The 25,670-nt window shown below is 49.9% G+C and carries 15 protein-coding genes and 1 pseudogene; 10 read left to right on the forward strand and 6 right to left on the reverse strand.

Annotated elements, in window-relative coordinates:
• The first annotated feature begins 144 nt into the window (after window positions 1-144).
• Window positions 145-3,360, forward strand: a complete 3,216-nt coding sequence (locus L0M14_RS02915; RefSeq protein ID WP_235120652.1) for a cadherin-like beta sandwich domain-containing protein — start codon at window positions 145-147, stop codon at window positions 3,358-3,360.
• Window positions 3,361-3,618: 258 nt separating this feature from the next.
• Here the strand turns inward: L0M14_RS02915 and L0M14_RS02920 are convergent, their stop codons facing one another.
• Window positions 3,619-4,059, reverse strand: coding sequence for a bactofilin family protein (locus L0M14_RS02920; protein WP_235120654.1), 441 nt, complete (start codon window positions 4,057-4,059; stop codon window positions 3,619-3,621).
• Window positions 4,056-5,039: a M23 family metallopeptidase gene (locus L0M14_RS02925; RefSeq protein WP_235120661.1), complete on the reverse strand. Its 984-nt coding sequence runs from the start codon at window positions 5,037-5,039 to the stop codon at window positions 4,056-4,058. Before L0M14_RS02925 ends, L0M14_RS02920 begins: the two co-directional genes overlap by 4 nt.
• Before the next feature lie 191 nt (window positions 5,040-5,230).
• On the opposite strand from L0M14_RS02925, the gene L0M14_RS02930 reads away from it, so the two are divergent.
• The 8 genes from L0M14_RS02930 (at window position 5,231) to L0M14_RS02965 (ending at window position 16,920) form a co-directional block, all read left to right on the forward strand.
• Complete coding sequence (locus L0M14_RS02930) at window positions 5,231-6,943, forward strand: spore germination protein (protein WP_235120662.1); 1,713 nt, start codon at window positions 5,231-5,233, stop codon at window positions 6,941-6,943.
• Window positions 6,891-8,012 (forward strand): GerAB/ArcD/ProY family transporter, encoded by a 1,122-nt coding sequence (locus L0M14_RS02935; RefSeq protein ID WP_235120663.1) that lies wholly within the window; start codon window positions 6,891-6,893, stop codon window positions 8,010-8,012. Before L0M14_RS02930 ends, L0M14_RS02935 begins: the two co-directional genes overlap by 53 nt.
• A complete protein-coding gene (locus L0M14_RS02940; RefSeq protein WP_235120665.1) occupies window positions 7,981-9,228 on the forward strand; it encodes a Ger(x)C family spore germination protein in 1,248 nt (415 codons plus the stop codon). Before L0M14_RS02935 ends, L0M14_RS02940 begins: the two co-directional genes overlap by 32 nt.
• Window positions 9,229-9,279: 51 nt before the next feature.
• Window positions 9,280-9,492, forward strand: a complete 213-nt coding sequence (locus L0M14_RS02945) for a CLC_0170 family protein (RefSeq protein ID WP_235120666.1) — start codon at window positions 9,280-9,282, stop codon at window positions 9,490-9,492.
• Between the two features lie 63 nt (window positions 9,493-9,555).
• Window positions 9,556-10,773, forward strand: coding sequence for a WD40/YVTN/BNR-like repeat-containing protein (locus tag L0M14_RS02950; RefSeq protein WP_235120668.1), 1,218 nt, complete (start codon window positions 9,556-9,558; stop codon window positions 10,771-10,773).
• A gap of 149 nt (window positions 10,774-10,922) precedes the next feature.
• The gene (locus L0M14_RS02955) at window positions 10,923-11,552 is read left to right on the forward strand and encodes a hypothetical protein (RefSeq protein ID WP_235120669.1); all 630 of its coding nucleotides are present in this window, start codon (window positions 10,923-10,925) and stop codon (window positions 11,550-11,552) included.
• A 3-nt stretch (window positions 11,553-11,555) separates the two neighbouring features.
• Window positions 11,556-11,885: a DUF2653 family protein gene (locus L0M14_RS02960; protein ID WP_235120671.1), complete on the forward strand. Its 330-nt coding sequence runs from the start codon at window positions 11,556-11,558 to the stop codon at window positions 11,883-11,885.
• A gap of 193 nt (window positions 11,886-12,078) precedes the next feature.
• A complete protein-coding gene (locus tag L0M14_RS02965) occupies window positions 12,079-16,920 on the forward strand; it encodes a X2-like carbohydrate binding domain-containing protein (protein ID WP_235120673.1) in 4,842 nt (1,613 codons plus the stop codon).
• 254 nt (window positions 16,921-17,174) lie between these two features.
• On the opposite strand, the gene L0M14_RS02970 is transcribed toward L0M14_RS02965, so the two are convergent.
• The 4 genes from L0M14_RS02970 to L0M14_RS02985 form a co-directional block, all read right to left on the reverse strand.
• A complete protein-coding gene (locus L0M14_RS02970; RefSeq protein ID WP_235120674.1) occupies window positions 17,175-17,753 on the reverse strand; it encodes a hypothetical protein in 579 nt (192 codons plus the stop codon).
• Window positions 17,747-18,925 carry an MGDG synthase family glycosyltransferase gene (locus L0M14_RS02975; protein WP_235122790.1) on the reverse strand — a complete coding sequence of 393 codons (1,179 nt, stop codon included), beginning with the start codon at window positions 18,923-18,925 and terminating at the stop codon, window positions 17,747-17,749. Before L0M14_RS02975 ends, L0M14_RS02970 begins: the two co-directional genes overlap by 7 nt.
• A 93-nt stretch (window positions 18,926-19,018) precedes the next feature.
• The gene (locus tag L0M14_RS02980) at window positions 19,019-19,600 is read right to left on the reverse strand and encodes a thymidine kinase (RefSeq protein WP_235120676.1); all 582 of its coding nucleotides are present in this window, start codon (window positions 19,598-19,600) and stop codon (window positions 19,019-19,021) included.
• Between the two features lie 45 nt (window positions 19,601-19,645).
• Window positions 19,646-20,617 (reverse strand): HD domain-containing protein, encoded by a 972-nt coding sequence (locus L0M14_RS02985; RefSeq protein WP_235122791.1) that lies wholly within the window; start codon window positions 20,615-20,617, stop codon window positions 19,646-19,648.
• Window positions 20,618-21,016: 399 nt separating this feature from the next.
• Here L0M14_RS02985 and gltB point away from each other — a divergent pair.
• Window positions 21,017-25,608 (forward strand): annotated as a pseudogene (gene gltB, locus L0M14_RS02990) (glutamate synthase large subunit).
• The last annotated feature ends 62 nt before the right edge of the window (window positions 25,609-25,670 follow it).

The following is a 25,670-nucleotide window of genomic DNA, read 5'->3' on the forward strand; positions in this document are numbered from 1 at the left end:
CTTTTTTGTGTTAATTTTAATATTTTATTTCAATATTCGACAAAATTTGACTCTATCTGTGGTACAATACTTGTACAAATCCATAGACTAGAAACGATCTTATGTCGATATGGAGAGAGTTGTTTTAAGGAAAAGGAGAACGTTATGGGTTCCAACAAAGTGTTAGCCGGCAGCTTGTTAGTCCTTTTGTTATGTGCGCAATGGCCTGCTGTCAGCAGAGCGGAGGATGTGGACACGAACGCTGATTTAACAACCATATCCCAGGGGGCAGGCTTGTTAACGCCGGTGTTCAACGCTACGACTTACACGGGCTATCAGGTTGTTATTCCGAGCTCGCAGCCCGCCCAATATTATACAGCAGCTAAGAAAGCAAACCTATTATCTACACTAGAATACTCCATGAACCTTGGCTCATGGATAATTCTGCCGGATTGGACGTCTACGGGATACATCGGAATCAATCGGGGTCATAATGCTTTTAAATTTCGAGTGACTGTATTGGATCCGTTGGATATTTTGCAGCTTTCGATCTTAAATCAAAAGACCTACGATATCGATGTGTACTATCCGAATCCGGATGATAATTTGCTGAAAAGCTTGCAGCTTGGAGAAGGTATTAGTTTTGACAAACCGTTCAGCTCTTCTGAACATACATACACAGCCAATGTGCCAAATAGCACGACCAGCGTCCATTTGACAGGTGCACTTGATGATCCGGCGGCTTCCTTACAGGTGAACAGCACGAGTGTAACGAATGCGGTTCAATCGGGAGAGATTCCGCTCCAGGTCGGAGAAAACCTGATTCCGATTGATGTTCTTCCTTTTGATGTTGGAGCCGCTGCTGGGCATTACGTCTTGAAAGTTGTACGCGCAGCGAGCAGCATTTTCGACCTCGGCCACCTAAGCGTGGGCGGGGTGAGCTTGGATCAGCAGCTAACGGGAGGCCAAGACACGTTCACGCTGGCAGATGTGAGTAACGCGACGAACAGCCTGGACATCCTTCCAGCAGTTGCGGATGTGACGGCGCAGGTGCAGATGCTCGTGAACGACGCGGAAGAGTTCACGGAAGTGGCAAGCGGAGAAGCGTCGAGCGTACCGCTGAATGTGGGCTTGAACACGATCAAGCTGAAGGTGATCGCGGAGGACGGCAGCGAGAAGCTGTACACGATCCTGGTGAACCGCTTGGCGAGCAGCCTGTTCGACCTCGGCCACCTAACCGTAGGTGGGGTGAGCTTGGATCCGCAGCTGTCGGGAGGCCAAGACACGTTCACCCTGGCGGATGTGAGCAACGCGACGAGCAGCCTGGACATCCTTCCGTCGGTTGCGGATGTGACGGCGCAGGTGCAGATGCTCGTGAACGATGCGGCGGAGTACACGGAAGTGGCAAGCGGAGAAGCGTCGAGCGTACCGCTGAACGTGGGCTTGAACACGATCAAGCTGAAGGTGATCGCGGAGGATGGCAGCGAGAAGCTGTACACGATCCTGGTGAATCGCTTGGCGAGCAGCTTCTTCGATCTCGGCCACCTAAGTGTGGGCGGAGTGAGCTTGGATCAGCAGCTGTCGGGAGGCCAAGACACGTTTACGCTGGCAGATGTGAGCAACGCGACGAGCAGCCTGGACATCCTTCCAGCAGTTGCGGATGTGAGGGCACAGGTGCAGATGCTGGTGAACGATGCAGCGGAGTACACGGAAGTGGTAAGCGGAGAAGCGTCGAGCGTACCGCTGAACGTGGGCTTGAACACGATCAAGCTGAAGGTGATCGCGGAGGACGGCAGTGAAAAGCTGTACACGATCCTGGTGAATCGCTTGGCGAGCAGCTTGTTCGACCTCGGCCACCTAACCGTAGGCGGAGAGAGCTTGGACGAACTGCTGTCAGGAGGCCAAGACACGTTCTCGCTGGCAGATGTGAGCAACGCGACGAGCAGCCTGGATATCCTTCCAGCGGTTGCGGATGTGACGGCGCAGGTGCAGATGCTCGTGAACGATGCGGCGGAGTACACGGAAGTGGTAAGCGGCGAAGCGTCGAGCGTACCGCTGAACGTGGGCTTGAACACGATCAAGCTGAAGGTGATCGCGGAGGACGGCAGTGAGAAGCTGTACACGATCCTGGTGAATCGCTTGGCGAGCAGCTTGTTCAATCTTGGCCACCTGAGCGTGGGCGGAGAGAGCTTGGACGAACTGCTGTCGGGAGGCCAAGACACGTTCACGCTGGCGGATGTGAGCAACGCGACGAGCAGCCTGGACATCCTTCCAGCAGTTGCGGATGTGACGGCACAGGTGCAGATGCTCGTGAACGATGCAGCGGAGTACACGGAAGTGGTAAGCGGAGAAGCGTCGAGCGTACCGCTGAACGTGGGCTTGAACACGATCAAGCTGAAGGTGATCGCAGAGGACGGCAGTGAGAAGCTGTACACGATCCTGGTGAATCGCTTGGCGAGCAGCTTGTTCGACCTCGGCCACCTAACCGTAGGCGGAGAGAGCTTGGACGAACTGCTGTCAGGAGGCCAAGACACGTTCTCGCTGGCAGATGTGAGCAACGCGACGAGCAGCTTGGACATCCTGCCGGCGGTCGCGGATGTGACGGCGCAGGTGCAAATGCTCGTGAACGACGCAGCAGAGTACACGGAAGTGGCAAGCGGAGAAGCGACGAACGTGGCGCTGAACGTGGGCTTGAACACGATCAAGCTGAAGGTGATCGCGGAGGACGGCAATGAGAAGCTGTACACGATCCTGGTGAATCGCTTGGCGAGCAGCTTGTTCGACCTCGGCCACCTAAGTGTGGGCGGAGTGAGCTTGGACGAACTGCTGTCGGGAGGCCAAGACACGTTCACGCTGGCGGATGTGAGCAACGCGACGAGCAGCCTGGACATCCTTCCGGCGGTCGCGGATGTGACGGCGCAGGTGCAGATGCTCGTGAACGATGCGGAGGAGTACACGGAAGTGGTAAGCGGCGAAGCGTCGAGCGTACCGCTGAACGTGGGCTTGAACACGATCAAGCTGAAGGTGATCGCAGAGGACGGCAGCGAGAAGCTGTACACGATCCTGGTTACAAGACTGGAAGCAGCAGCAGACCCAGATCCCGAGGACCCTTCTACTCCGACAGATCCGGCTGACCCAACGGACCCGACAGAACCATCGGATCCTTCAGACCCATCAGACCCAATAGAAAGCTCACCTGCGGTCCAAGCGATGAAGGAGCAGCTTTTGGAATTGGACACGGATCAAGATGGTATTCATGTGGAGGAACTGCTGCGATGGATTCAAGGTACCGGTGTTGATCTTACTGGCGATGGCATCTTTGATGCTGCTGATGTAAAGCTGGTACTCCAGCAAATCAAACCAATGTTTATGGGGCGTTAACTAAGAAGGAACCGTAATGACGTGTATAACGTCTGACGGTTCCTTTGTTCAAATTTATATGTTTCACTCCATAATTCGGCTTACATTTTTTATAAACGTACTCGTCATTAAAGGGCGGAGTAAGCCGTTTATCTCATTCCTTGAAAACTGTTTCCATGACAAGCCTAAGCCGTCTTTTCTCTAAGTACTCCCTACTTCGCTACTTCGCTACTCCTAAAAACTACGGAGCTCTTCACTCTTTATAGACGATTATTTTCCTCAGCTGCCGCTTGCGGCCTGCTGCTCGTTTTTTTGCTGCTTATGCGCCTTGGCATCTATGACCTTGCCGCTCGACCGATCCGCCTGCCCTTGATTCATCGTACTGCTGCCTTGAAAAATTCCGCCCTCCTGAATGATAAAGGAACGCACATCAATATTTCCGATCAGGATACCGGAACTAGAGATAATGAGCTTGCCTTTGGAGTGGACATTCCCTTTTACTTTGCCTGCTATGAGCACATCCCGGGCGCTAATATTTGACTGCACAACGGCATTTTCCCCTACCGTGATATCTCCCGCGCACTCGACATCCCCATTTAGCTGTCCCTCGATACGAAGACTGGCTTCCGACATGATTTTTCCTTCACATATGGTGCTTTCACCGATCAAGGTATCGGTTGTTTTCGCATCGATCTTATTGGTTTTACTGCCCAGCATCATCGATCACCCTTTCTGTTCGTTAGAAGATAAGGATAAGGATTAATCTGTACACCGTTCCTATGTACTTCATAATGAAGATGAGTTCCCGTGCTTCTTCCGGTTGTTCCGACAAGTCCGATTTTCTGGCCTTTGACCACGGTATCCCCGCGTCTGAGGAGAAGCTTGTTCATATGCATGTACTCGGTTTGTAGGCCACGTGAATGATCGATGATGATATGATTGCCATGCTGATCGTCATATCCGGCTTCAATCACTTTGCCTGCGGCTGTAGCATAGACAGGGTCATTTAATTCCCCATCAAAATCAATACCGGTATGCATCGTTGGCTTCTGTGTAAACGGGTCCCGTCTCACACCAAAATCCGATGTGATCGTATGCGAATCGATTGGCCACAGCGTAGGTGTAATCTCTCGAATTCGTTCCGCCTCCTGAAGCTTGGATTCCGACTCGGTCAAATCGGCAAGAAGGACGTTGATATCTCCTACCAGAGAAGTTAGATCCTGCTTGGTATCAGTTACCATTTGCGAGACCTGCTCGGAGCTGACGGGCACATCTTCGCCTCCGACGTCTGTGGTGACTCCGGAAGGCTGCGAGTTCTTGCTTGTCCCTCCTGTTTGACTCATCAATTGAACGACATGATTCAGCTTTTTGATCTCTTCGAGCTTTCCCTTGAAGTCGTCGGCTTGCTGTGACAGGTCGATCAAATTATTTTGAAGCTGTTCCAGTTCGCTATCTTTAAGCGTAATTTGATCAACTAGCTGCCTCTCTTGTCCATCAAACGTCTGCTGCATGGTGTCTTTCGTTTCACGGAAATGGATGTTCATCAAGTGAATGGCCACCAAAAATCCGATCAAGACGAGCAGAATCACACTTGGCACGATATACAGACTGCTCTGCGGAAGCTTGATTCTTACGGTTCGGCGGTTGGCGCCCGGAATAATCATTAACGTCAGTTCTTTTTTACCCCAGATGAACTTCAACCGATTCTCCATCCTTTCCGTAACAAAGTCCCCCTCCTGCTTTCGATTGTATTCGTCAATGTTTAGAGTCATGCCTATTTAAGAGGACAAAATTATTAGGGGTATCGCCTATCGTGTGCTAGTACATATTCCCTGCATTGGCAGGACATACTAGAACAACATTGGAAGTGCATCGAGCAGGGGGCTGACTTATGTCCGTCTGGAAATGGATGAAATACAGACCGGTATCTCATAGTAACTCACAATTTTCTGAACCCAAAAAAGTCATACCCGATAGGTATTTGGAGCAGCATCATCAAGATAAGCTCTCCGGGGATCTGGAAGGGACTTTGTCCTTGATCCAATCCTTACTCGGCGATAATGACGATTTTATTGTTCGCCGCTTTCTCATATTCGGTCAATATGAAGCGGCTATTTTGTATTTTCTCAATATGATCGATCAAGATGTTGTGAATATGGACGTGATGAGACCGCTCATGTCACTCGACAATCCGTATAGTCAGGAAAGGATGGGACCGGAAAAGCTTAAAGGCGTGCTCATGAACGAGGTTCTCTATCATAGCAAGGGCAAGCTGGAGAATAAAATTTCTTCGGTCATCGAGGTCATCCTGCGCGGGGAAACGACGGTCATTGTTGATGGCATGGACGAGGCCTTGCTCATTGGAACAACCATGGTGGAAAAAAGGTCCATCACCCAACCACAGACCGAACAAGTCATACGCGGAGCCAGGGAAGGGTTCATCGAGCAGTTGGGTACGAATGTCTCCTTGCTACGATACAGACTGCCAACCTCCGATTTTACGGTGAGAAGCATGCAGGTCGGCAGAGTAACGAAATCGCGGGTCGCCGTTTGTTATATCAAAGGCATCGTGAATGATGCGCTTGTCGAAGAAGTGATATCTAGAATATCGGCTATTGATATTGATGGAGTTCTGGACGTAGGGTACTTGGAGCAATTTATTGAAGATAATCATCTTTCTCCTTTTCCGCAAATTCAGAATACGGAGCGGCCAGACAAAGCCGTCGCCAATCTGTTGGAGGGGAGGGTCATTATTCTCGTGGACGGGTCTCCGTTTGCTCTGATTGCACCATCCGTGTTTACCCAGTTTTATCAGACTACGGAAGATTATTCCGAACGTTTTCTGATGGTTAGCTTCATTCGGCTTGCCCGGCTTTTGGCTTTAGTATTCTCGCTAGTCACACCGTCCTTGTATGTAGCGGTCATTTCCTTCAATCCGGAGCTGATTCCGACCAAGTTTGCCGTTGCTGTGTCCGGAGGACGGGCAGGGGTTCCGTTTCCGTCGATCGTTGAGGTTCTGCTGATGGAAGTTTCTATGGAGGTGCTGCGGGAAGCAACCTTACGGCTGCCCCAGCAAATTGGCGGTGCGCTGTCGATCGTAGGCGTGCTCGTGATCGGACAAGCTGCGGTTGCTGCGGGATTCGTAAGTCCTATCACCGTTGTTGTGATTGCCCTAACGACGATCGGCTCGTTTGCGACTCCGGCCTACAATGCGGCTCTGGCACTAAGACTCCTGCGTTTTCCACTCGTGTTTTTAGCGGGAATGTTCGGTTTATTTGGAGTTGTCGTAGGATTAATTCTCATCGTTAATCATGTGCTATCGTTAAAATCCTTTGGTGTTCCCTACATGGCGCCTGTGGTGCCGGGAAATTTCGAAGCGATGAAGGACACGGTGATTCGCGGACCTTTGTGGTGGATGAAGAAGCGTCCTTCGCTCCTGCATACTCCCAATCGTAATCGGGTAGGAACACAAGTGACAGACCATTTGAAACAACCGTCTCATAATACGCTCGATCCGTTGAAAGTCGGAAATGAGAAGTGGGGGGATTCTGTTGGAGTATCCGCGTCAGATAACAACGATTCAGGCAGCAGCCATTCTCATTAGCACGATTATCGGAGTCGGCGTATTGCCGCTTCCTCTTTTTGCGGTAAGAGCAGCTGATTCAGGAGGGCCTCTTGTTACACTTTTGGCTATTATGGTTGCTTGCCTAGGCATTTGGGTCATTACCAGGCTAGGTATGAAATTTCCTTCTCAATCGATTGTACAGTACAGTGAGCAGATTATCGGCAAATGGCCGTCTTGGATCGGCAGCTCACTCATTATCCTCTTCTTTGCGGTACTCGCATCCTTGGCCGCGAGAGAATTCGGTGAGGTCGTGATTACATCCGTATTGAAAAAAACGCCGCTGGAAGTAACGGTCATCATTATGCTGCTGCTTGCGACGTTAGCGGCACGCAATGACATGTCAACATTTACTTATGTCCATCACTTATATCTGCCCATGATTCTAGCTCCCGGCATATTGATCGTGATCTTGTCCTTGAAAAATGCGGATGTCAATTACCTAATGCCCATCTGGGGAAATGAGCCGCACGGCTTGGTCAAAGGTGTTCTGGTCATTGCAGCTCTTTTTCAGGGTTCCTTTGTCCAAACGATTGTCATCCCTGCCATGCGGAGACCGGAAAAAGCGATGAAAGCAAGCATGTGGGGGCTCTTTGTAGCGGGCGGTTTATATTTTAGCATCGTGCTTGCAAGTGTGGGGGTATTCGGTCCTGAAGAAACCAAGCATCTGCTCTGGCCAACCTTGGAGCTTGCCAAGACCACGACATTGCCAGGAAATATATTGGAGCGTTTGGATGCTGCATTTCTTGCTGTCTGGGTAACCGCGGTCTTTACGACGATCTTCTCCAGCTATTATTTAACTATCCATCTGATTAGTAAGCTCTTCAGGCTGCGCGATCACAAGATGCTGTCGTTATTCGTGCTTCCCATGCTATTTATGATGGCTATGATGCCGCAGAGCATTTTGCAAATGTACGACGTCATTGAAGTAATCGGCCGATACGGCTTAATTCTGACGATTATGTACCCGCTTTTCCTGCTTATGGTTGCAAGAATGCGCAGATTAGGGAGGCCGCCTCATGCAGATCAAAGCCAAGCAGACACAGGCTAGCTTCAGACTGTTAGCAGCCGTTCTTCTTCTTGTTTGTTTAACAGGCTGTTGGGACAGGCAGGAGATCGAAGAAAGAGCAGTGGTACTGGGGATTGGTGTGGATGAAGCGGAGGAAGGAGCCGAAGAGCATGAGGATCAAGTGTCCCATCTGAGAGGGAAGATGCCCGGTAAGACACAGGGGATGCTAAGGATTACGGTTCAGATTGCCGTCCCCGGACGAATACCTCTTGGACCAGGCGGGAGTGGAGGCGGAGGAAGCGGCGGAGGCGGTGGGGGTATCAGCACGGTATGGGTAGTGTCGAGCGTAGGCCATACATTAGACGATGCCATTAATAGTCTGCAGCAGCGCGTAGCTCCTCCGTTATTTTTTGGCCATTTGCGAATTATTGTGATTTCCGAAACTGTAGCTCGCATAGGATTGGAAAATTTGAACGATTTTTTACGGAGAAATCCGGAGATTCGCAGAATGAACTGGATGTTCATTTCCAAAGGAAAGGCCATGGATATTATGAAAGCATCCCCTCAATTGGAACGAGTGCCGACTTTATATCTAATGACAACCATGGATCAATCCGTAAAAATGGGCCGGTTTCCCAACGATTTCTTAGGCATATTCTGGAGCTCCTCTTCGGCAAAGGGAAAAGAAGGTTATTTACCTTATGCAGAAGTTCGAGAGGGAGATAACATCGGCATTAGCGGACTTGCCTACTTCCGTGGTAATAAAATGGTAGGCCGAACGAATCCCCAAGCCATTGTGCTCTATATGGGAATTACGGGGATGAACCCAACAGGTGGACAAACGTATGTGTCCGTACCGGGAACGAATGAATTTGTCGAATACAGCGGCAGGAGCCGGAAAGTTTTGACCCGTGTGGATATTGTCGATGATAAGCCCCGCATTCAATTGAAAATTTATCTGGAAGGGAATATCCGGGAGAAATCCAGAGAACAAATTACACTAAGCCATGACATCATTCAGAGCGTGGAAAAAGAGATGGAGTCGCAGGCGGAAAAGGCCTACAAAAACTTAATTGAAAAGACGCAAAAAGACGGAGCTGATATCTTCGGATTCGGGGAGCATGTGAGAGCCAAGAAGTGGAGGTATTGGAACAAGAATATCCAAACGAAAGAAAACTGGCAGCGGATGTATGCAGAGATTCAGGTTGACGTCAGTGTACATGTACAAATTCGCCGTGTAGGTATGAAGGCGACATAATTCAGAAGCTGTCAAAGCTATTTCGTTTGCGTAGACACGCTGGAGGAGATCATGGCATCCGGATTATCGATTGGTTACATACAGTTCACCGTTTTGTTATTATGGCTCTCAGGAATCCTCATCTTAAAATTTGACGTATCCGGCTACGCTTCAAGAGGCTATCAAAAAGAGGAGCGCATCGCGCGTTATCTCGGCTGGTTCCAGATTGTAGCGGGCAGTGTTGCCTTTCTTACAAACTGGATTTGGCAAAAAATCTATTGGTAACCGCCATAGCCCGCAACCTTTTACGAACCTGGCTACGTCTATTTAAGAAAGGAGGGACTTCACATGCTTCGAAAATCATGGATAACTGTTACGATGCTGACCATATTATTGGCAGGCTGCCAACAATCGACTGGATCTTCAGGTGGGGTTAGCACGCCTCAGGATACCAAGACTCCCGAGCCTACAACAGCGGCTTCGACACCGACTCCGTCGGTGAAACCCGCCGAAAGCCCCGCGGCAACTCAAGCGGCACAAGAACCGTCACAAGGACAAAAGCAAGAAGCGACAGGTAAGGTTACAGCGCTTCGTCTCGCTGATGCGCAGCACGGTTGGAGCGGCGGAGAGAATTGGGTTGCGAGAACGGATGATGGAGGAGTTCATTGGCAGGTTCAATGGAAATCGCCTGGCGAAGTAAAGCAGATCTTTGCATTGAATGATCAAGAGGCTTGGGTTACATTAGCTGAAACAGGGGCACTTTTTTCTACAACTGACGGAGGCAAGCATTGGAAAGAGGCAGGCGCAGTGCCAAATCAAGGATTTTTGCATTTTGTTTCCAAGAAAGAAGCCTACAGCGCGAATGCCAAGTCTGTAGATGGGGGAATGCGCTGGTCACAATTGCCAGTTCCCGATTCTATAGTTGGAGATGCTTACTTTCATGATAAGGACAATGGATGGGCCGTTCAGCAAAAAGGTCAGAACGTACTAGTGATGCGAACACAGAATGGCGGAAGCACATGGAAACAGGTCATGTCCAAGGAGACTGTTGAACCTGTCAACGGAGCTGTGATTCGCTCGGCAGGCAAGGATGACGCCTGGATAGAATTAATAGGTGGCACGGGAATGACCCAAACGTCTTATTCTTTATTTCACACCGAAGATGGCGGTAAGTCTTGGAAGACAGTTCTCGCTCAATCATCTGCAGGGGGAGGTCCTGCACCAGGCTTTCCTCTAAACTACACGGATGGTCCTGTGAATGGAGGCAGCAAGCCGGGGACGTTGTATGTAGCTAGCCCATCGGTAGCCTTTATGGCAGGGGAATGTCCGGCCTGTGATGAGGATAAGCAGAACACGATCGGATGGACGAAGGACGGCGGTAAAACCTGGACGATTGGAAAGTCGGCGTTCGGAGGCAATACAGGCCTGCTTCTCGCTATGGCTGATGCCAAGCAAGGCTGGTTGATTTCGACGGACAATGGAAAGCCTTCCGTTATGTATACGACAAACGATGGAGGGGTCAATTGGAAGCAAGTCCACACCTTTCCTTTTGATGTGAAAAAATAATGTAATGATGCACCGATAACCTCAATGAAAGCTTCCGGTCCCGTTCGGGCCGGTGGCTTTTTTTGCATCTTCTTTTTACGAATTGAAACTTAGCGAATCTTGTCGACGTAGTAGTAGATATAAGTCTTAAATACAAGGTGGAGGCATTTATGAAAAGAAAAATATTGGCTATTATGCTTGTCTTCTTATTAGCGGCTAATACATCCATGGTGTATGCAAAGGGCAGCAAGCCCAGTACATCATCCCGATCAGGATCGTTCTCGACAGGTTCTAAGTCTACTTCCAATTTTAGCGGCGGTTCGAGCAGTAAAACGTCGCCTAGCACTTCGACAAACAGCTCTTCCAGCAGTTCGACGTCTTCAGGCTTTAGCGGAGGAGCCTCCAGTAAGTCGACGGTTCCGAGTATGTCCAACTCAACATCGAGCTCTGGCAGCACATCCAGCAGCACAGGCTATCAACGCCCTTCGTCCAATGTTACAGGCGGCAGTACAACCAATCCTTACACAGGCAAAACCTACTACAAGAACAGCACGTACATTACGAGTATTCCAAGCGGGAAGCGGGTTAGCTCATTCTGGCCTGTCGTCGGAGCATTTGCGGCAGGCTCATTCCTAGGCTCGATGCTGCATCCATGGGGCGGTTATTACCCGGCCTATGGCGGCGGTTACGTGCATCAATCATTCTCGTTTTTCTCGCTTTTGCTAGATGTCATTCTGATTTTGGTCGTGGTTGGGATTTTGATGCGTATATTCGGAAACCGTAGAAGAAGGAGCTATTAAACCATGAAAATTTGGATGGATCAGCAAGACGTACTCGATGCCGTACATGTCTATATAGCCGCTCAAGAGAATGGAGGCAGAGTGGAGGGAAGTGCTCCTCACAATGTTCATGATGTACAGTTGTTCCATGATGAACACCAAGGCTTCTCTGCAAAAGGGCTTCATTATGGGAGACATTATCGTTTGAACCAACAAGATGTAATTGATGCGGTGTCTGTGTATCTGTCGGCTTATTACTCATTTCGGGCAGATCGGTTGTTGGTCAAACTGCTTTGGGAGGCTGAAGAAGAGCAAAGCGGGGCATTCAGTGCGGATGTGATTGTGGAAAGGTAAGCATAGAGCTAAAGGTTAGGGACCCGGGGAGACTCGGGTCTTTTTTTGTCTTATTGAGCTTAGATTGAGGAGGGAATTTCGAATTTTGCGGTGAAAGTCGATTTTTGTCGTAATATATCGATTTATGAAGGTTAATTGTCCTTCTTTGTTGAAGTGTATATCAATCGATTCGACACTCTAACAGGAGGTTCAAATGATCATTAGAAACGCAACTAGAACAAGTATGATTTTGTTAATGGGTCTACTGCTGGTATTCACAGGAACAGTACCTTTTCTACCAGGGATTCAAAAAGCTTATGCAGCTGATGTGGACCTGGGAACGGCAGTCACCATTGATATTGATGGTGATAATGCTTCTATTAATCACGCGGTTTCGCTCCCTTACGGGAAAACAGGGTATCTATATTCGGATCCCGAATCCGCGGTCACCCTCTATCGAATTATTGATAAGGTAGGAAATGACATTGCCCAAGTGAATTTGAATGATGAGATGGGCGCTGCAGCAGGAAGTCCGGAAAGTATGAAAGTGATCTATTTGAAATCGGGAAATACGTTGATTGCTTGGGAGTCGAGCGGCGATCATTTTATTGTTCTTGATGAAAATCTAAACGTGTCCACACACCGAGTTGATTTTGGCGTATCGGATTCAACGGAGCTCACCCCAGTTGAGTTATCCAACGGCAATATCGTATTCATGTGGTATTCGAGTGATTCTAAAAGATACTCTACCCAAATTTATCAGCCAGACGGGTCGGCGGTTGGAGCCTTAGTGGATTTAGGCTTGAATCGAGATGCAACAGAAGGGGATCCTAGTCTCTACTCTATAGCCTCCAACGGAAATGGAAGCTACATGATTGTATCCAGACATTTCGTAAATGGAGATGCGAGTACGACAAATCCTTTCGACCGAGCAGTTTTGTACAATAATGACGGAACCGAAAGAAAAGAATTGTTTAAGTTAAAGGACGATGCAAATGCGGAAAATAGCAACTCGTTTCCGCTCCAGGTGATCGGATTACCTGATCATAATTATGCAGTGTTATTTGTAGCGGGAGACCAGCTTCTTATTCAAAAGTATGATGACACTGGTTCAACTGTCGGTCTAGAAGTTAACACTGACTTCGTGAACAGAGGAGATACAACGGCAGGTTTGCTCGCTTCTGCTTCGGATCATTTCTTTTATTATGTTGGTGATGCTAGTTGTTTATTAAATGCACAGGAAATCCCGAATGATGGAAGTCTTGCCTCCGGTTTTAATCCGGTGTTACCGGCTGATGAAATGGTTGTAGGTCTTCAAACCATGTTAAGTGGTTTTGAAACCAAAGTTGGAGTATTTGATCCTATGTTTAATCGATTTGTTTTGCATGGTGCAGCTGACGCAGGAGCCACGATTTCACCTACGACAGCAACGTTCGATAAGAACACAGCTGACACTACGACAGGTCATTACCAGGACGTAACGACGATGATCACACCGAACGGTAATACGTTCGTTGACGTGACGTTGAACGGCACTACGATTGGTACATCAAACTATTCAGAGTCCAACGGGACAGTGACGATTAAAAAGGAATACTTAGCGACACTGGGAACAGGCAATCAAGTGTTCACGTTGGATATGAGCGGCGGAACGGATCCGACGCTAACCGTCGACGTAAGCGATACAACAATAACTGTACAAGACAGCACGATCAGCCCAACGACAGCTACGTTCGATAAGAACACAGCTGACACAACGGCAGGACATTACGAAGATGTAACGACGGCGTTGACGCCAAATGGCAACACGCTCGTAGATGTGACGCTGAACGGGACTACAATCGGCGGAACTAACTACACGGAGTCCAACGGAACGGTGACGATCGCGAAGGAATATCTGGCAACACTGGGAACCGGCAATCAAGTGTTCACGCTGGATATGAGCGGCGGAGCAGATCCGACGCTAACCGTAGATGTGAGCGATACAACGCCAACGATACAAGACAGCACGATCAACCCGACGACAGCGACGTTCGATAAGAACACAGCTGACATATCAGCAGGACATTACCAGGACGTAACGACGATGAACACACCGAACGGTAATACGTTCGTTGACGTGACGTTGAACGGCACTACGATTGGTGCATCAAACTATTCAGAGTCCAACGGGACAGTGACGATTAAAAAGGAATACTTAGCGACACTGGGAACAGGCAATCAAGTGTTCACGTTGGATATGAGCGGCGGAACGGATCCGACGCTAACCGTTGACGTAAGCGATACAACAATAACTGTACAAGACAGCACGATCAATCCAACGACAGCAACGTTCGATAAGAACACAGCTGACACAACGGCAGGACATTACGAAGATGTAACGACGGCGTTGACGCCAAATGGCAACACCATAAGCAGTGTGGTGAACGGATTGACGCCGCTGATCTACGGAACAGACTACACGGTTTCCGGTTCAACAGTAACGATCAACAAATCGTACCTGGCTACGCAGTCGGTAGGCACAACGACGTTGACGTTTAACTTCAACGCAGGAGCCACACAGACGCTGACGATTACGGTTGGCGATACAACACCAACGATACAAGACAGCACGATCAGCCCGACGACAGCGACGTTCGATAAGAACACAGCCGACACATCAGCAGGACATTACGAAGATGTTGCAACAACGCTGACGCCAAACGGCAACACCATAAGCAGTGTGGTGAACGGATTGACGCCGCTGATCTACGGAACAGACTACACGGTTTCCGGTTCAACAGTAACGATCAACAAATCGTACCTGGCTGCGCAGTCGGTAGGCACAACGACGTTGACATTTAACTTCAACGCAGGAGCCACACAGACGCTGACGATTACGGTTGGCGATACAACACCAACGGTACAAGACAGCACGATCAGCCCGACGACAGCAACTTTCGATAAAAACACAGCTGACACATCAGCAGGACATTACGATGATGTAACGACGACGTTGACGCCAAACGGCAACACCATAAGCAGTGTGGTGAACGGATTGACGCCGCTGATCTACGGAACAGACTACACGGTTTCCGGTTCAACAGTAACGATCAACAAATCGTACCTGGCTGCGCAGTCGGTAGGCACAACGACGTTGACATTTAACTTCAACGCAGGAGCCACACAGACGCTGACGATTATGGTTAGCGATACAACACCTGTAATTATTCCGATTTCAGTACTATCAGCACCAACCCTGCAGTTAGCGGCTCAAGGGAATACTCAAGTTCAACTGAGCTGGAGTCCTGTAGAGACAGCGACGGGTTACAAAATCTATCAAAGCACGACTTCGAATGTATATGGTCCCGAAATTCAATCGGTGGCAGCATCTGTTTACAGTTACGATGTGACAGGTTTGAATAACGACACAACATACTACTATGTTGTTAAAGCTTTTAACAATGATGGGGAGAGTCTTTACTCCAATGAAGTCGCAGCTACTCCTAGAGCTTCTGTTCCGGAAGCACCAACGAACGTAGTAGCAACGGCTGGTAAAAACCAAGCTACGGTTACGTTTTCGATACCTGCCGATGGGGGCTCCAGTATTACCGGCTATGAAATTACGACGTTACCGGATAATGCGAAGATCCAAGTAACAGGCAGTCCTGCTGTCATTACGGGGTTATCCAATGGTGTAGCTTACAAATTTACTGTAAAAGCCATCAATCAAGTAGGCAACAGCCAGGCCTCCGATCCATCCAACGAGGTTACGCCGAAGTCTTCATCCGGCAGCCAAAGCGGCGGTTCAGCAGCGTCATCCCCATCTGACCAGAAAGCACAAGTGCTGGTTAACGGAAAAGCACAGAATCTGGGTACGGTAGTAAGCAGTAAGGTAAACAATCAAACAGTCACTACTATTGCGATCGACGCAAATCAACTTAAAGAAAAGCTGGCTAGTGAAGGCCAAAAATCAGTAGTAACCATTCCTGTCACGACAAAATCGGATATTGTGATTGGCGAACTAAACGGGCAGATGGTCAAAGACATGGAACAGAAAGAAGCCGTTGTAGAGGTCAAAACAGATGATGCGACCTATACGCTGCCAGCGGGTCAAATCAATATCAGCTCCTTATCTAAAACGATAGGAGCACAAACAGAGCTTCAAGATATTAAAGTACACATTGCTATTACCAAACCATCTGAACAAACAACCAAGTTAGTAGAACAAGCGGCAAATAGAGAGGGGCTTACCCTCGTGTCCACTCCGGTTGATTTTAACGTCACTGCGACTTATGGTGATAAGACAGTGAATGTTTCTCAATTTAATGCTTACGTGGAGAGATCTATCGTGCTTCAGGATGGAGTAGACGCAAGCAAAATTACAACAGCAGTTGTTGTAGACGAGGATGGAACAGTAAGGCATGTTCCTACCCAAGTTGTTAAGACTAACGGCAAGTATACCGCTAAGGTAAAAAGCTTGACCAACAGCACGTATTCCGTTGTCTATCATCCGGTTCAATTCAATGATGTTACGAATCATTGGGCCGAAGCCGCAGTCAACGATATGGGCTCGCGACTTGTCATTGGTGGAATCGGCAGCAGTCTGTTCAATCCGGATCAAGATATCACACGGGCTGAATTCGCAGCGATCTTGGTTCGCGGACTTGGCTTGAAACTGGAAACTAGCCCATCCGCATTTGCAGATGTGCACAAGTCAGATTGGTACAGCGCGGCGGTCCAGACAGCCTACGAGCACAAGCTGATCAGTGGCTTTGAAGATAATACCTTCCGACCTACGGATAAGATCAGCCGAGAACAAGCGATGACGATGATCGCCAAAGCGATGAGCTTAACAGGGCTCCAAGCTAATTCAGCCGGTAATGAGAAGCTGCTCACCTACACCGATGCATCAAACGTATCGAGTTGGGCTGCACAAAGTGTAGCAAGCTGTCTGGGGGCCAACATTATTTCCGGTAGAAACAGCGATGAGCTTGCACCGAAAGCCAATATTTCCAGAGCAGAGGTAGCGGTCATTGTACAAAGACTCCTGCGTCAATCGGGCCTAATCAACTAATCAACTAAACATCAGAAAGGCTGCCTCCGGGCAGCCTGAGACTTTTGATAAACTGGAATGTAGAGCTCAGTAGTTTTCGGAGAAGCGTAGCGGTCGCCTTTGACAGTTTGTTGTACCCTTTAAAAGAGGGTTAATCAAATCAGATAACAAAATGTCAACAGCGATCGGAGAAAAGCTACTGAAGTTCGTAATGGAAACTAGTTTATCAACAAACTAAGGCTGCCTCCGGGCAGCCCTTTTGTATCCCATCTCCTCTATTTCGGAGGCTGCCCATCTGAACCGGCATCTCCTGTATCAGAACTGTTACCCGAGGCACTTCCATTGCCACTGCCATTCCCGCCTCCGTTGCCACCGCCGTTTCCATTAAAAAAAGTATCCGTAAGCGCACGTAATTTTTCCATAAATTTTCCATATCCGTATCCCGTAAGAAAAGCAACGCTAATGCGCGCGGCCATGGAGTCGCCTACCTGAAGGAGCAAAATACCGCTCTCGAATAACACAATCGTCACAATAGCGGAGCCAAAACAAACGGCAGGCCGCATGACATACCAATAAATCCATTGCTTGGTCAAATCGAAGTAATGTTCATGAAACATACGGAGACCGTACAAGGTTCCACCTAGAGCTCCGGCGAATCCAAATGACATGTAATCCTTGTAAGCTTGAATATCGATCCCAAACCAAGTTCCCTGGTACGTACTGCTGCCAAGAGCCGCCATTGCCCACAGACTGCCGATGAACCAGATGAGTAAATAAACGAAGATGAAAGGCTTTCCGAATCGCTGCATAGGCTCCATATAAACAAACACCGCCTCATCGATGGTTTTTACCATTGTATGAGCGGTGCCCGGGTTGATGCCTGGATGCAGGGGAGTTTCTCCGACATCTGCAAATATTGGATGATGGTGCGCGAGCATTCATAAGCGCGAAATTGCTGGTATCTGCGAATCGTGGACCTGCGCTGGATTAACTGCGGATACTGCTCAAGCAGAATGTGAAACCAGTGATCGATGATTGCTGGTGAGGAGATGATTTGCCCATAGCCTTGCTTTTCAAAATAATGGCAGTTCTCTTCCTCCTGTCCCGGAATGGGGTGGTAGAACAGCATGGGAATGCCTTTGGCCATGGCTTCGGAGCAAGTCATACCACCTGGCTTGGTGATCAGCAAATCCGAAATATCCATCAGCTTGTTGATCTCCTGTGTATACCCGATCAGGTGAACGTTTGGATGCCGGAAGACTTCCTCCTCCATAAGCTTGAGCTTGGCTTTCTCGTTGGTGCCCACGCAAATCAAGAGCTGGATGCGCTCCCGCCAAGTGGCGATGTAGCCCAATAGATCTTCTGTCACTTCTTTTTTGAAAATCCCCCAGCCACCGCCCATGATCATGACCGTGGGCATGTCCCTCAGACCAAATTCCCCAAGAATCTGCGCCTTGCTGTGCTGCCTGCGGAAATTGGGATGAACCGGAATACCGGTGACATCCACATGCTCGGCGGGAACCCCTCGCTCTAGCATTTTTTGGCGGACATTCTCGGTGGATACCAGATATTTATCGACAGCCGGATCGATCCAGGAACCGTGCGCATCATAATCAGTGATGACGGTGAACAACGGCACACGAAGCCCAGATCGTTTCAAGCGAGAGACAATAATGCTCGGAAACGGATGGGTACATACGATAATATCTGGTTTAAGCTGCTCTACGACGGCCTTTGTCTGTGAATAGAACAGGCGGTGCAAGGCTAAACCGGTAATGCCGTTTAGCGATTTATTTTGCTGATGGCGGTAAAGCATGCCATAGAGCTTAGGCTGCGTAGTCACCGTGCGGCGGTATGCCGAAAAAATCAAGGGGAACAGTGTTGGATGCAAAAATGCCCCTAACTCGATCACACGGGTAATGATATCGGAAGAGTTTTGTCTAAGCTCAACTGCAAGCGCGTGAGCGGCTTGAGTATGTCCTTTGCCGAAGCCCTCGGATAATAACAAGATCCGTTTTTTACGCAAGGTACTCACCTTTTACCTTTCTCCATAAGAACAACCGATCTTCTCATTGATGAACATCGTGCTAATTGCCGAAACCGAGGGGGAGCTGATCGCTCAAGATCCGGCTAAAGCTTGCTTTCGCCGCGCTGCATAGCATTTTCGACAAACCGGCACATAGCTTTCATTACCGCCGATTTGAATCTGCTCGCCGTGAAAGACAGGATCTCCGTCCTTACATCTCATATTCATAATGGCTTTCTTGTCACAGTACCAGCAGACGGTTTTGATTTCCTCAATCGTATCGGCTACGGCTATCAGAGCGTTGCTGCCCTCAAACAGCTGTCCCAGAAAATCCGCTCGGAGCCCATACGCGATCACCGGTATATTCAAGTCGTCAACGATGTCAATCAGCTGTCCAACCTGCTTCTTGTTTAGGAACTGAGCTTCATCAACAAGGATGCAGTTGGGTTGCTCTTCCCGTGCCATCTTAATCATGTCCAGCTGATCGTCAACGACGATTGCGTTTTTTTGCATCCCGATTCGGGAAGCGACTTTGCCAACGCCGAAGCGGTCGTCGACGACGGAAGTGAACAGCAGTACCTTCTTGCCTTGTTCCTCATAGTTGTGGGCGACGCGCAGTACTTCAATCGATTTGCCGCTGTTCATCGTTCCGTATCGAAAATATAACTTTGCCAAAGCTGCCAGTCCTCTCTGTGCTATATATGAATGTAAACTGAGTGGTTATATGGTGAAAAAATAAGTGGCCGATAAGTCGTCGAGCTCGTCCAATTTCACTTGACAGGCGGAATCCACCGCAGATGCAGGCTTGCCGGAGATGAGCGGCTGTTTTGTATACAGCTTTCGAATATTGACCTGAATGCTGCCTGGAATCGGCTCGGATGCGATTTGAATCCGATGAGGTTCGTACATCAATACATTCATGATTTCCCTAGAGGCCGTATGCTCGCTGTGAAGCAGCTCTTGGATCAGCTCGTTATCTGTAAGTGCGGGAATCAGCGCTCTGGCCCCGGGGTGAGCCTCACAATGATGGGTGATCGCCTTCGCAAGTAAGGCATCCATTGCCAAAAATTCCGGCTTCAAGAAAATACGATGATCCTCCACGACGGCATGAACCAGGGCATAAGCTGCATCCTGATCCGCTTCTATGTAATGCCCCCTCATCACAAGCTTGCGAATAAGCTCATGAGGAGCGATCAAGTAACGACCGGCATGGTACGTATCCCGCAGGAAGCTGTCCAAGTGATCAAGGCCCATCTGGGTTGTTTTATTGGTTAACGGGCTTGCTTCTTGAAGAATGTTAACGATCATCTCGGGCTGCAAGCCGTGCTCAAGTAGAATGTCAGCGACTTCCCCTCGTGCAATCAGCTGGCCGGTCCGCTCATGATGATCGAAGCCAAGCGTACTCTCCACAGCGTGAGAGAAGGGGAGGTGTCCGATATCGTGAAGTAAGGCTGCAAGACGCAGCGGCAATTGGTCGGGGAAGAAATAGGCCATTAAAGCCCATACGCCGACGGTATGTTCAAATCGTGAATGATTCATAGGTGAAAATAAAGCCGAAGCACCGAAATGGTGCAGGAATTTTAGGCGCCGAACCGGCTGTGACCGGAAGAGTGCAATTTCAACCGGATGAGCTTCCACCTCAAGACGGTACAAAGGCTCCCAGATCATCCCGGATGTAAACGTATGTTCCATATTCAAAAGAGAGTCCTCCTAAGGTGTAGAATCTGGATGCGCGGTTCCAAACAGCAGCAATTGCTATCATAGCATGAAATATGGAAGCTTCGCTATCTTGAGCCTATGAACAAGCATGGGCAAACATGTCTGGTTGAAGTATTTTTTATCCTCTGTATAAGGCATTCTTTTGTCGGACGATTCATAGAATTATTTCCAATACATGTCATCTTACGAGAGGATTCTGCCGATTCATGAAGAATACAATAGCAACGGCTTGAAAACCCTTTCTTTTCTATATGTTCCAATTGAAGAATGGAGGGATCGGGTGATAAGAGAAGTTAATTATAGGATTTTACTACTTTAAAGCGCACCTCGGACAAAGCACCGCCAAAATCCAGTAAAGAAAGGTTGCACGACATGAAAAGAAACGGGTTACCTGCCAAGCAGGGATTGTACGATCCTCAGTTTGAGCGCGATGCCTGCGGCATTGGCTTTGTTGCCAATATGAAAGGCGTAAAGTCTCACGACATCGTGAAACAAGCGCTTCGTGTACTATGCAATTTAGACCATCGCGGTGGTCAAGGCTGTGAAACCAATACCGGTGACGGCGCTGGTATTTTGATGCAAATTCCGGATGCCTACCTGCAGACTGCTTGTGAAGAAGACAACATCAAGCTGCCGCAAGCAGGTGGCTATGGAGTGGGCATGGTGTATTTGCCGCAGGAGCTTGAAGCCAGACAGGCATGTGAAGCCATCATCGAAGGAATGGTCAAGCAAGAGGGCCAGCAGTTCCTGGGTTGGAGAACAGTTCCTGTCGATAACAGCTCGCTCGGAGAGTCAGCGAGGTCCGCGGAGCCTTTTATCAGGCAGGTTTTTATCGGACAGAGCGCTGATGTAACAGACAATCTCGAATTTGAGCGCAAGCTCTATATCATTCGTAAACTTTCTGAGAACGCTATCCGCAAGGCGTATAGCGATCTTCAGTTCTATTATTCAAGTTTATCGAGCAGAACGATCGTATACAAAGGCATGCTCACACCGGAGCAGGTAGACGCTTATTATTTGGAGCTTCAGGACGAGAAGGTAGAAACAGCTCTAGCCTTGGTACATTCGCGCTTTAGCACTAATACGTTCCCAAGCTGGGAGCGGGCGCATCCTTACCGGTATTTGATCCATAATGGAGAAATCAATACGCTTCGCGGTAATGTGAATTGGATGCGCGCACGGGAAGCCATGTGCAATACGGATGTATTCGGCGAAGATTTCAAACGGATTCTTCCTATTATAGATACCGATGGCTCGGATTCCCAGATGTTCGATAACACCTTGGAATTCTTGATGCTGTCCGGGCGTTCGCTGCCTCATGCTGCCATGATGATGATTCCGGAGCCGTGGTCCAAGCATGAATCCATGGACGATGAGAAAAGAGCATTTTATGAATATCATAGTACGCTCATGGAGCCCTGGGACGGACCGGCCGCTATCGCCTTCACGGATGGCAGCATGATCGGAGCCGTTCTAGACCGTAATGGGCTGCGTCCATCCCGTTATTATGTAACAAGTGATGACTTGATTGTGCTTGCCTCCGAAGTCGGCGTCCTGGATATTGCGCCAGAGCGGATCGTAAGCAAAGAGCGGCTAAAACCGGGACGTATGCTGCTGGTGGATACTGTGGAAGGACGCATCGTGTCCGATGAGGAAATCAAGAGCCGCATTGCAGGCGAGCAGCCTTACCGGCAATGGCTTGACCAGCATTTGGTGAGTCTCGAGGAGCTTGAAGACGCTCCGATTGTGCTGGGCTCTGATCATGATACGGTCCTTCAGCGCCAACAGGCCTTCGGCTACACATTCGAGCAATTGCGCAAAACACTTGAACCTATGGCAAAAACAGGTGTTGATCCTGTCGGTTCCATGGGGATCGATGCGCCGCTGGCCGTATTATCGGACCGCCCTCAATTACTGTATAACTATTTTAAACAACTGTTTGCACAGGTCACGAATCCGCCGATCGATGCAAACTTTGAAGAAATCATTACTGCACAGGGAACGACAATCGGTCCCGAGAGGAACTTGATTCAACCGGAGCCGGAAAGCTGCCGCCAAATTCGCCTGAAAACGCCGTTCTTGACTAATGAAGAGCTAGCCAAGCTGCGTTATATTCAGCGTGACGGCTTCAAGACCGTGACTCTTACGGCGTTGTTCGAAGCTTCGCAAGGAGCGCCCGGACTGGAGTCGGCTATGCAGGAGCTGTACCGTGCCGCCGACCAAGCGATTGAAGAGGGAGCCACGCTGCTGATTCTGTCCGACCGCGGGGTGGACGAGAAGAGAGCGCCGATTCCGGCATTGCTGGCGACTTCGGGCCTTCATCACCACCTGATCCGCGAGGGGACGCGTACGAAGGTCAGCTTGATCGTCGAATCCGGGGAAGCGCGAGAGGTGCATCATTTTGCACTGCTGCTGGGCTACGGAGCTGGCGCTATCAATCCGTATTTGGCGCTAGAGACACTGGACGATATGATTCGCCGCAAGCAGTTGGTTGGCGTGGATATCGAAAAGGCGACCTACAATTACCTGAAGGCTGCTACCAAAGGGGTCGTCAAAGTTCTAGCCAAAATGGGCATATCCACTATCCAGAGCTATCGCGGAGCGCAAATTTTTGAGGCTATTGGACTGAGCCAGGAACTTGTGGATCAGTACTTCACTTGGACCTTTACGCCAGTGGGCGGTATTGGTATCGAGGTCGTGGCGCAGGAAGCTCTGATCAGGCACAACCGCGCCTTCTCCGAGCAGGAGGGACGCGATCCGGTTCTGGATACAGGCGGGGATTTGCAGTGGCGCAAAGATGGAGAAGAGCATCTCTATACGCCGGAAACGGTACATGCGCTGCAAACCGCTGTGCGTACGAACAACTACGCGATGTACAAAAACTTCGTCAAGCTGATTCAGCGCGAAGATGATAAATTCATGTCGCTGCGCAGCCTCCTTAGCTTCAAAGGAGAGCGTGCGCCGATTCCGATCGAAGAGGTGGAGCCGATCGAGTCGATCTTCAAGCGCTTCAAGACCGGGGCCATGTCGTATGGCTCCATCAGTAAGGAAGCGCACGAAACACTCGCGATCGCGATGAACCGCATCGGCGGCAAGAGCAACACCGGCGAAGGCGGCGAGCATCCGGAGCGCTTCACGCCGGATGCGAATGGCGATCTTCGCCGCAGTGCCATTAAGCAGGTGGCGTCCGGCCGCTTCGGCGTCACCAGCAATTATCTCGTCAATGCCGACGAGATTCAGATCAAGATGGCGCAGGGCGCCAAGCCCGGCGAGGGCGGACAGCTGCCGGGGACAAAGGTGTACCCTTGGGTCGCCGAGGTCCGCGGGGTGACTCCAGGCGTGGGCTTGATCTCGCCTCCGCCGCATCATGACATCTATTCGATCGAGGATCTCGCCGAGCTGATCCACGATCTCAAGAATGCGAACCCGCGCGCGCGGATCAGCGTGAAGCTGGTGTCCGAGGTTGGTGTCGGCACCATCGCTGCGGGTGTAGCTAAAGGCAAGGCGGACGTCGTCTTGATCTCCGGCTACGACGGGGGCACAGGCGCGTCCCCGCAGACGAGTATCCGCCACGCGGGTCTGCCTTGGGAGCTGGGACTCGCCGAGACGCATCAAACGCTCCTGCTCAACAACCTGCGCAGCCGCATCGTTGTCGAGACCGACGGCAAGCTAATGACCGGACGCGACGTCGTTATGGCGGCGCTGCTAGGGGCCGAGGAGTTCGGCTTTGCGACGACTCCGCTGATTACGATCGGCTGCGTGATGATGCGCGTCTGCCATCTGGATACCTGTCCGGTTGGCGTAGCCACGCAGAATCCGGAGCTGCGCAAGAAATTCGCCGGAGATCCGCAGCATGTCGTGAATTTCATGACGTTTATTGCGCAGGATGTGCGCGAGCTGATGGCGGAGCTGGGCTTCCGCACCATCGAGGAGATGGTGGGACGCACGGATATTTTGGAATCGAAGCAAGCGATCGAGCACTGGAAAGCGAAAGGAATAGATCTGGCTCCGCTCTTGCATCAACCTGAGGTTGGCGAAGAGGTTGGCCGCTACTGCCAGATGGAGCAGGATCACGGGCTGGAGCGTTCCTTGGACGTGACACAGCTGCTTCAAATCTGTGAACCGGCTCTTGAGCGCAAGGAACATGTTCATGATATTCTACCGATTACCAATACGAACCGGGTAGTAGGAACAATTCTTGGCAGCGAGGTCACGCGCCGATATGGAGCGGAAGGGCTGCCGCACGATACGATTCGTCTGCATTTTAACGGTTCCGCCGGACAGAGCTTCGGGGCGTTTGTCCCTAAAGGCATTACGCTCTCCTTGGAGGGAGATGCCAACGATTATGTGGGCAAAGGCTTATCGGGCGGCAAGCTGGCGATCTTCCCGTCGGCCGAGTCCACCTTTGTGCCTGAAGAGAACGTGATCATCGGGAACACGGCTTTCTATGGGGCAACCGACGGCGATGCCTACATTCGCGGTATTGCAGGCGAGCGCTTCTGCGTGCGCAATAGCGGTGTGCGGGCCGTAGTTGAAGGTGTTGGCGATCATGGCTGTGAATATATGACGGGAGGGCGCGTCGTCGTTCTCGGTTCGACAGGACGCAACTTTGCGGCCGGTATGTCCGGGGGATCGCGTATGTGCTGGACGAGAAGGGCGACTTCACGGATAAAGTGAACAAGGAAATGGTGCTCCTCGAGCAGCTGGAAGAAACGTATGAAATGAATGAGCTGAAAACGATGATCCAGCATCATGCCACGTTTACGGACAGTGAGGTTGCTCATCGCGTACTGAATCATTGGGATGAATATGTCTGGAAGTTCGTCAAGGTCATTCCGAAGGATTACAAGCGGATGTTCGATGCGATCGAGAAGGTCAAACGATCCGGTCTGAGCCAGCAGGAGGCTATCATGGTCGCATTCGAGGCGAATATGAAGGATGTTTCCCGCGTAGGCGGTAACTAGGCAATTGCCTCGGTTATAAACCCGTCATCTTCATATCCGTTATCGATGACTATTTTATTTGT

Origin of the sequence: Paenibacillus hexagrammi, assembly GCF_021513275.1 — a bacterium.
Lineage (GTDB): Bacteria > Bacillota > Bacilli > Paenibacillales > NBRC-103111 > Paenibacillus_E > Paenibacillus_E hexagrammi.

What these genes read in the sequence shown, in the direction of transcription:
- L0M14_RS02940 (WP_235120665.1), top strand. Translation starts at nt 7,981, where the DNA reads ATGCAGATCAAAGCCAAGCAGACACAGGCTAGCTTCAGACTGTTAGCA.
- L0M14_RS02970 (WP_235120674.1), bottom strand. Translation starts at nt 17,753, where the DNA reads ATGGTAAAAACCATCGATGAGGCGGTGTTTGTTTATATGGAGCCTATG.
- L0M14_RS02950 (WP_235120668.1), top strand. Translation starts at nt 9,556, where the DNA reads ATGCTTCGAAAATCATGGATAACTGTTACGATGCTGACCATATTATTG.
- L0M14_RS02955 (WP_235120669.1), top strand. Translation starts at nt 10,923, where the DNA reads ATGAAAAGAAAAATATTGGCTATTATGCTTGTCTTCTTATTAGCGGCT.
- L0M14_RS02945 (WP_235120666.1), top strand. Translation starts at nt 9,280, where the DNA reads ATGGCATCCGGATTATCGATTGGTTACATACAGTTCACCGTTTTGTTA.
- L0M14_RS02985 (WP_235122791.1), bottom strand. Translation starts at nt 20,617, where the DNA reads ATGGAACATACGTTTACATCCGGGATGATCTGGGAGCCTTTGTACCGT.
- L0M14_RS02960 (WP_235120671.1), top strand. Translation starts at nt 11,556, where the DNA reads ATGAAAATTTGGATGGATCAGCAAGACGTACTCGATGCCGTACATGTC.
- L0M14_RS02930 (WP_235120662.1), top strand. Translation starts at nt 5,231, where the DNA reads ATGTCCGTCTGGAAATGGATGAAATACAGACCGGTATCTCATAGTAAC.
- L0M14_RS02965 (WP_235120673.1), top strand. Translation starts at nt 12,079, where the DNA reads ATGATCATTAGAAACGCAACTAGAACAAGTATGATTTTGTTAATGGGT.
- L0M14_RS02915 (WP_235120652.1), top strand. Translation starts at nt 145, where the DNA reads ATGGGTTCCAACAAAGTGTTAGCCGGCAGCTTGTTAGTCCTTTTGTTA.
- L0M14_RS02920 (WP_235120654.1), bottom strand. Translation starts at nt 4,059, where the DNA reads ATGATGCTGGGCAGTAAAACCAATAAGATCGATGCGAAAACAACCGAT.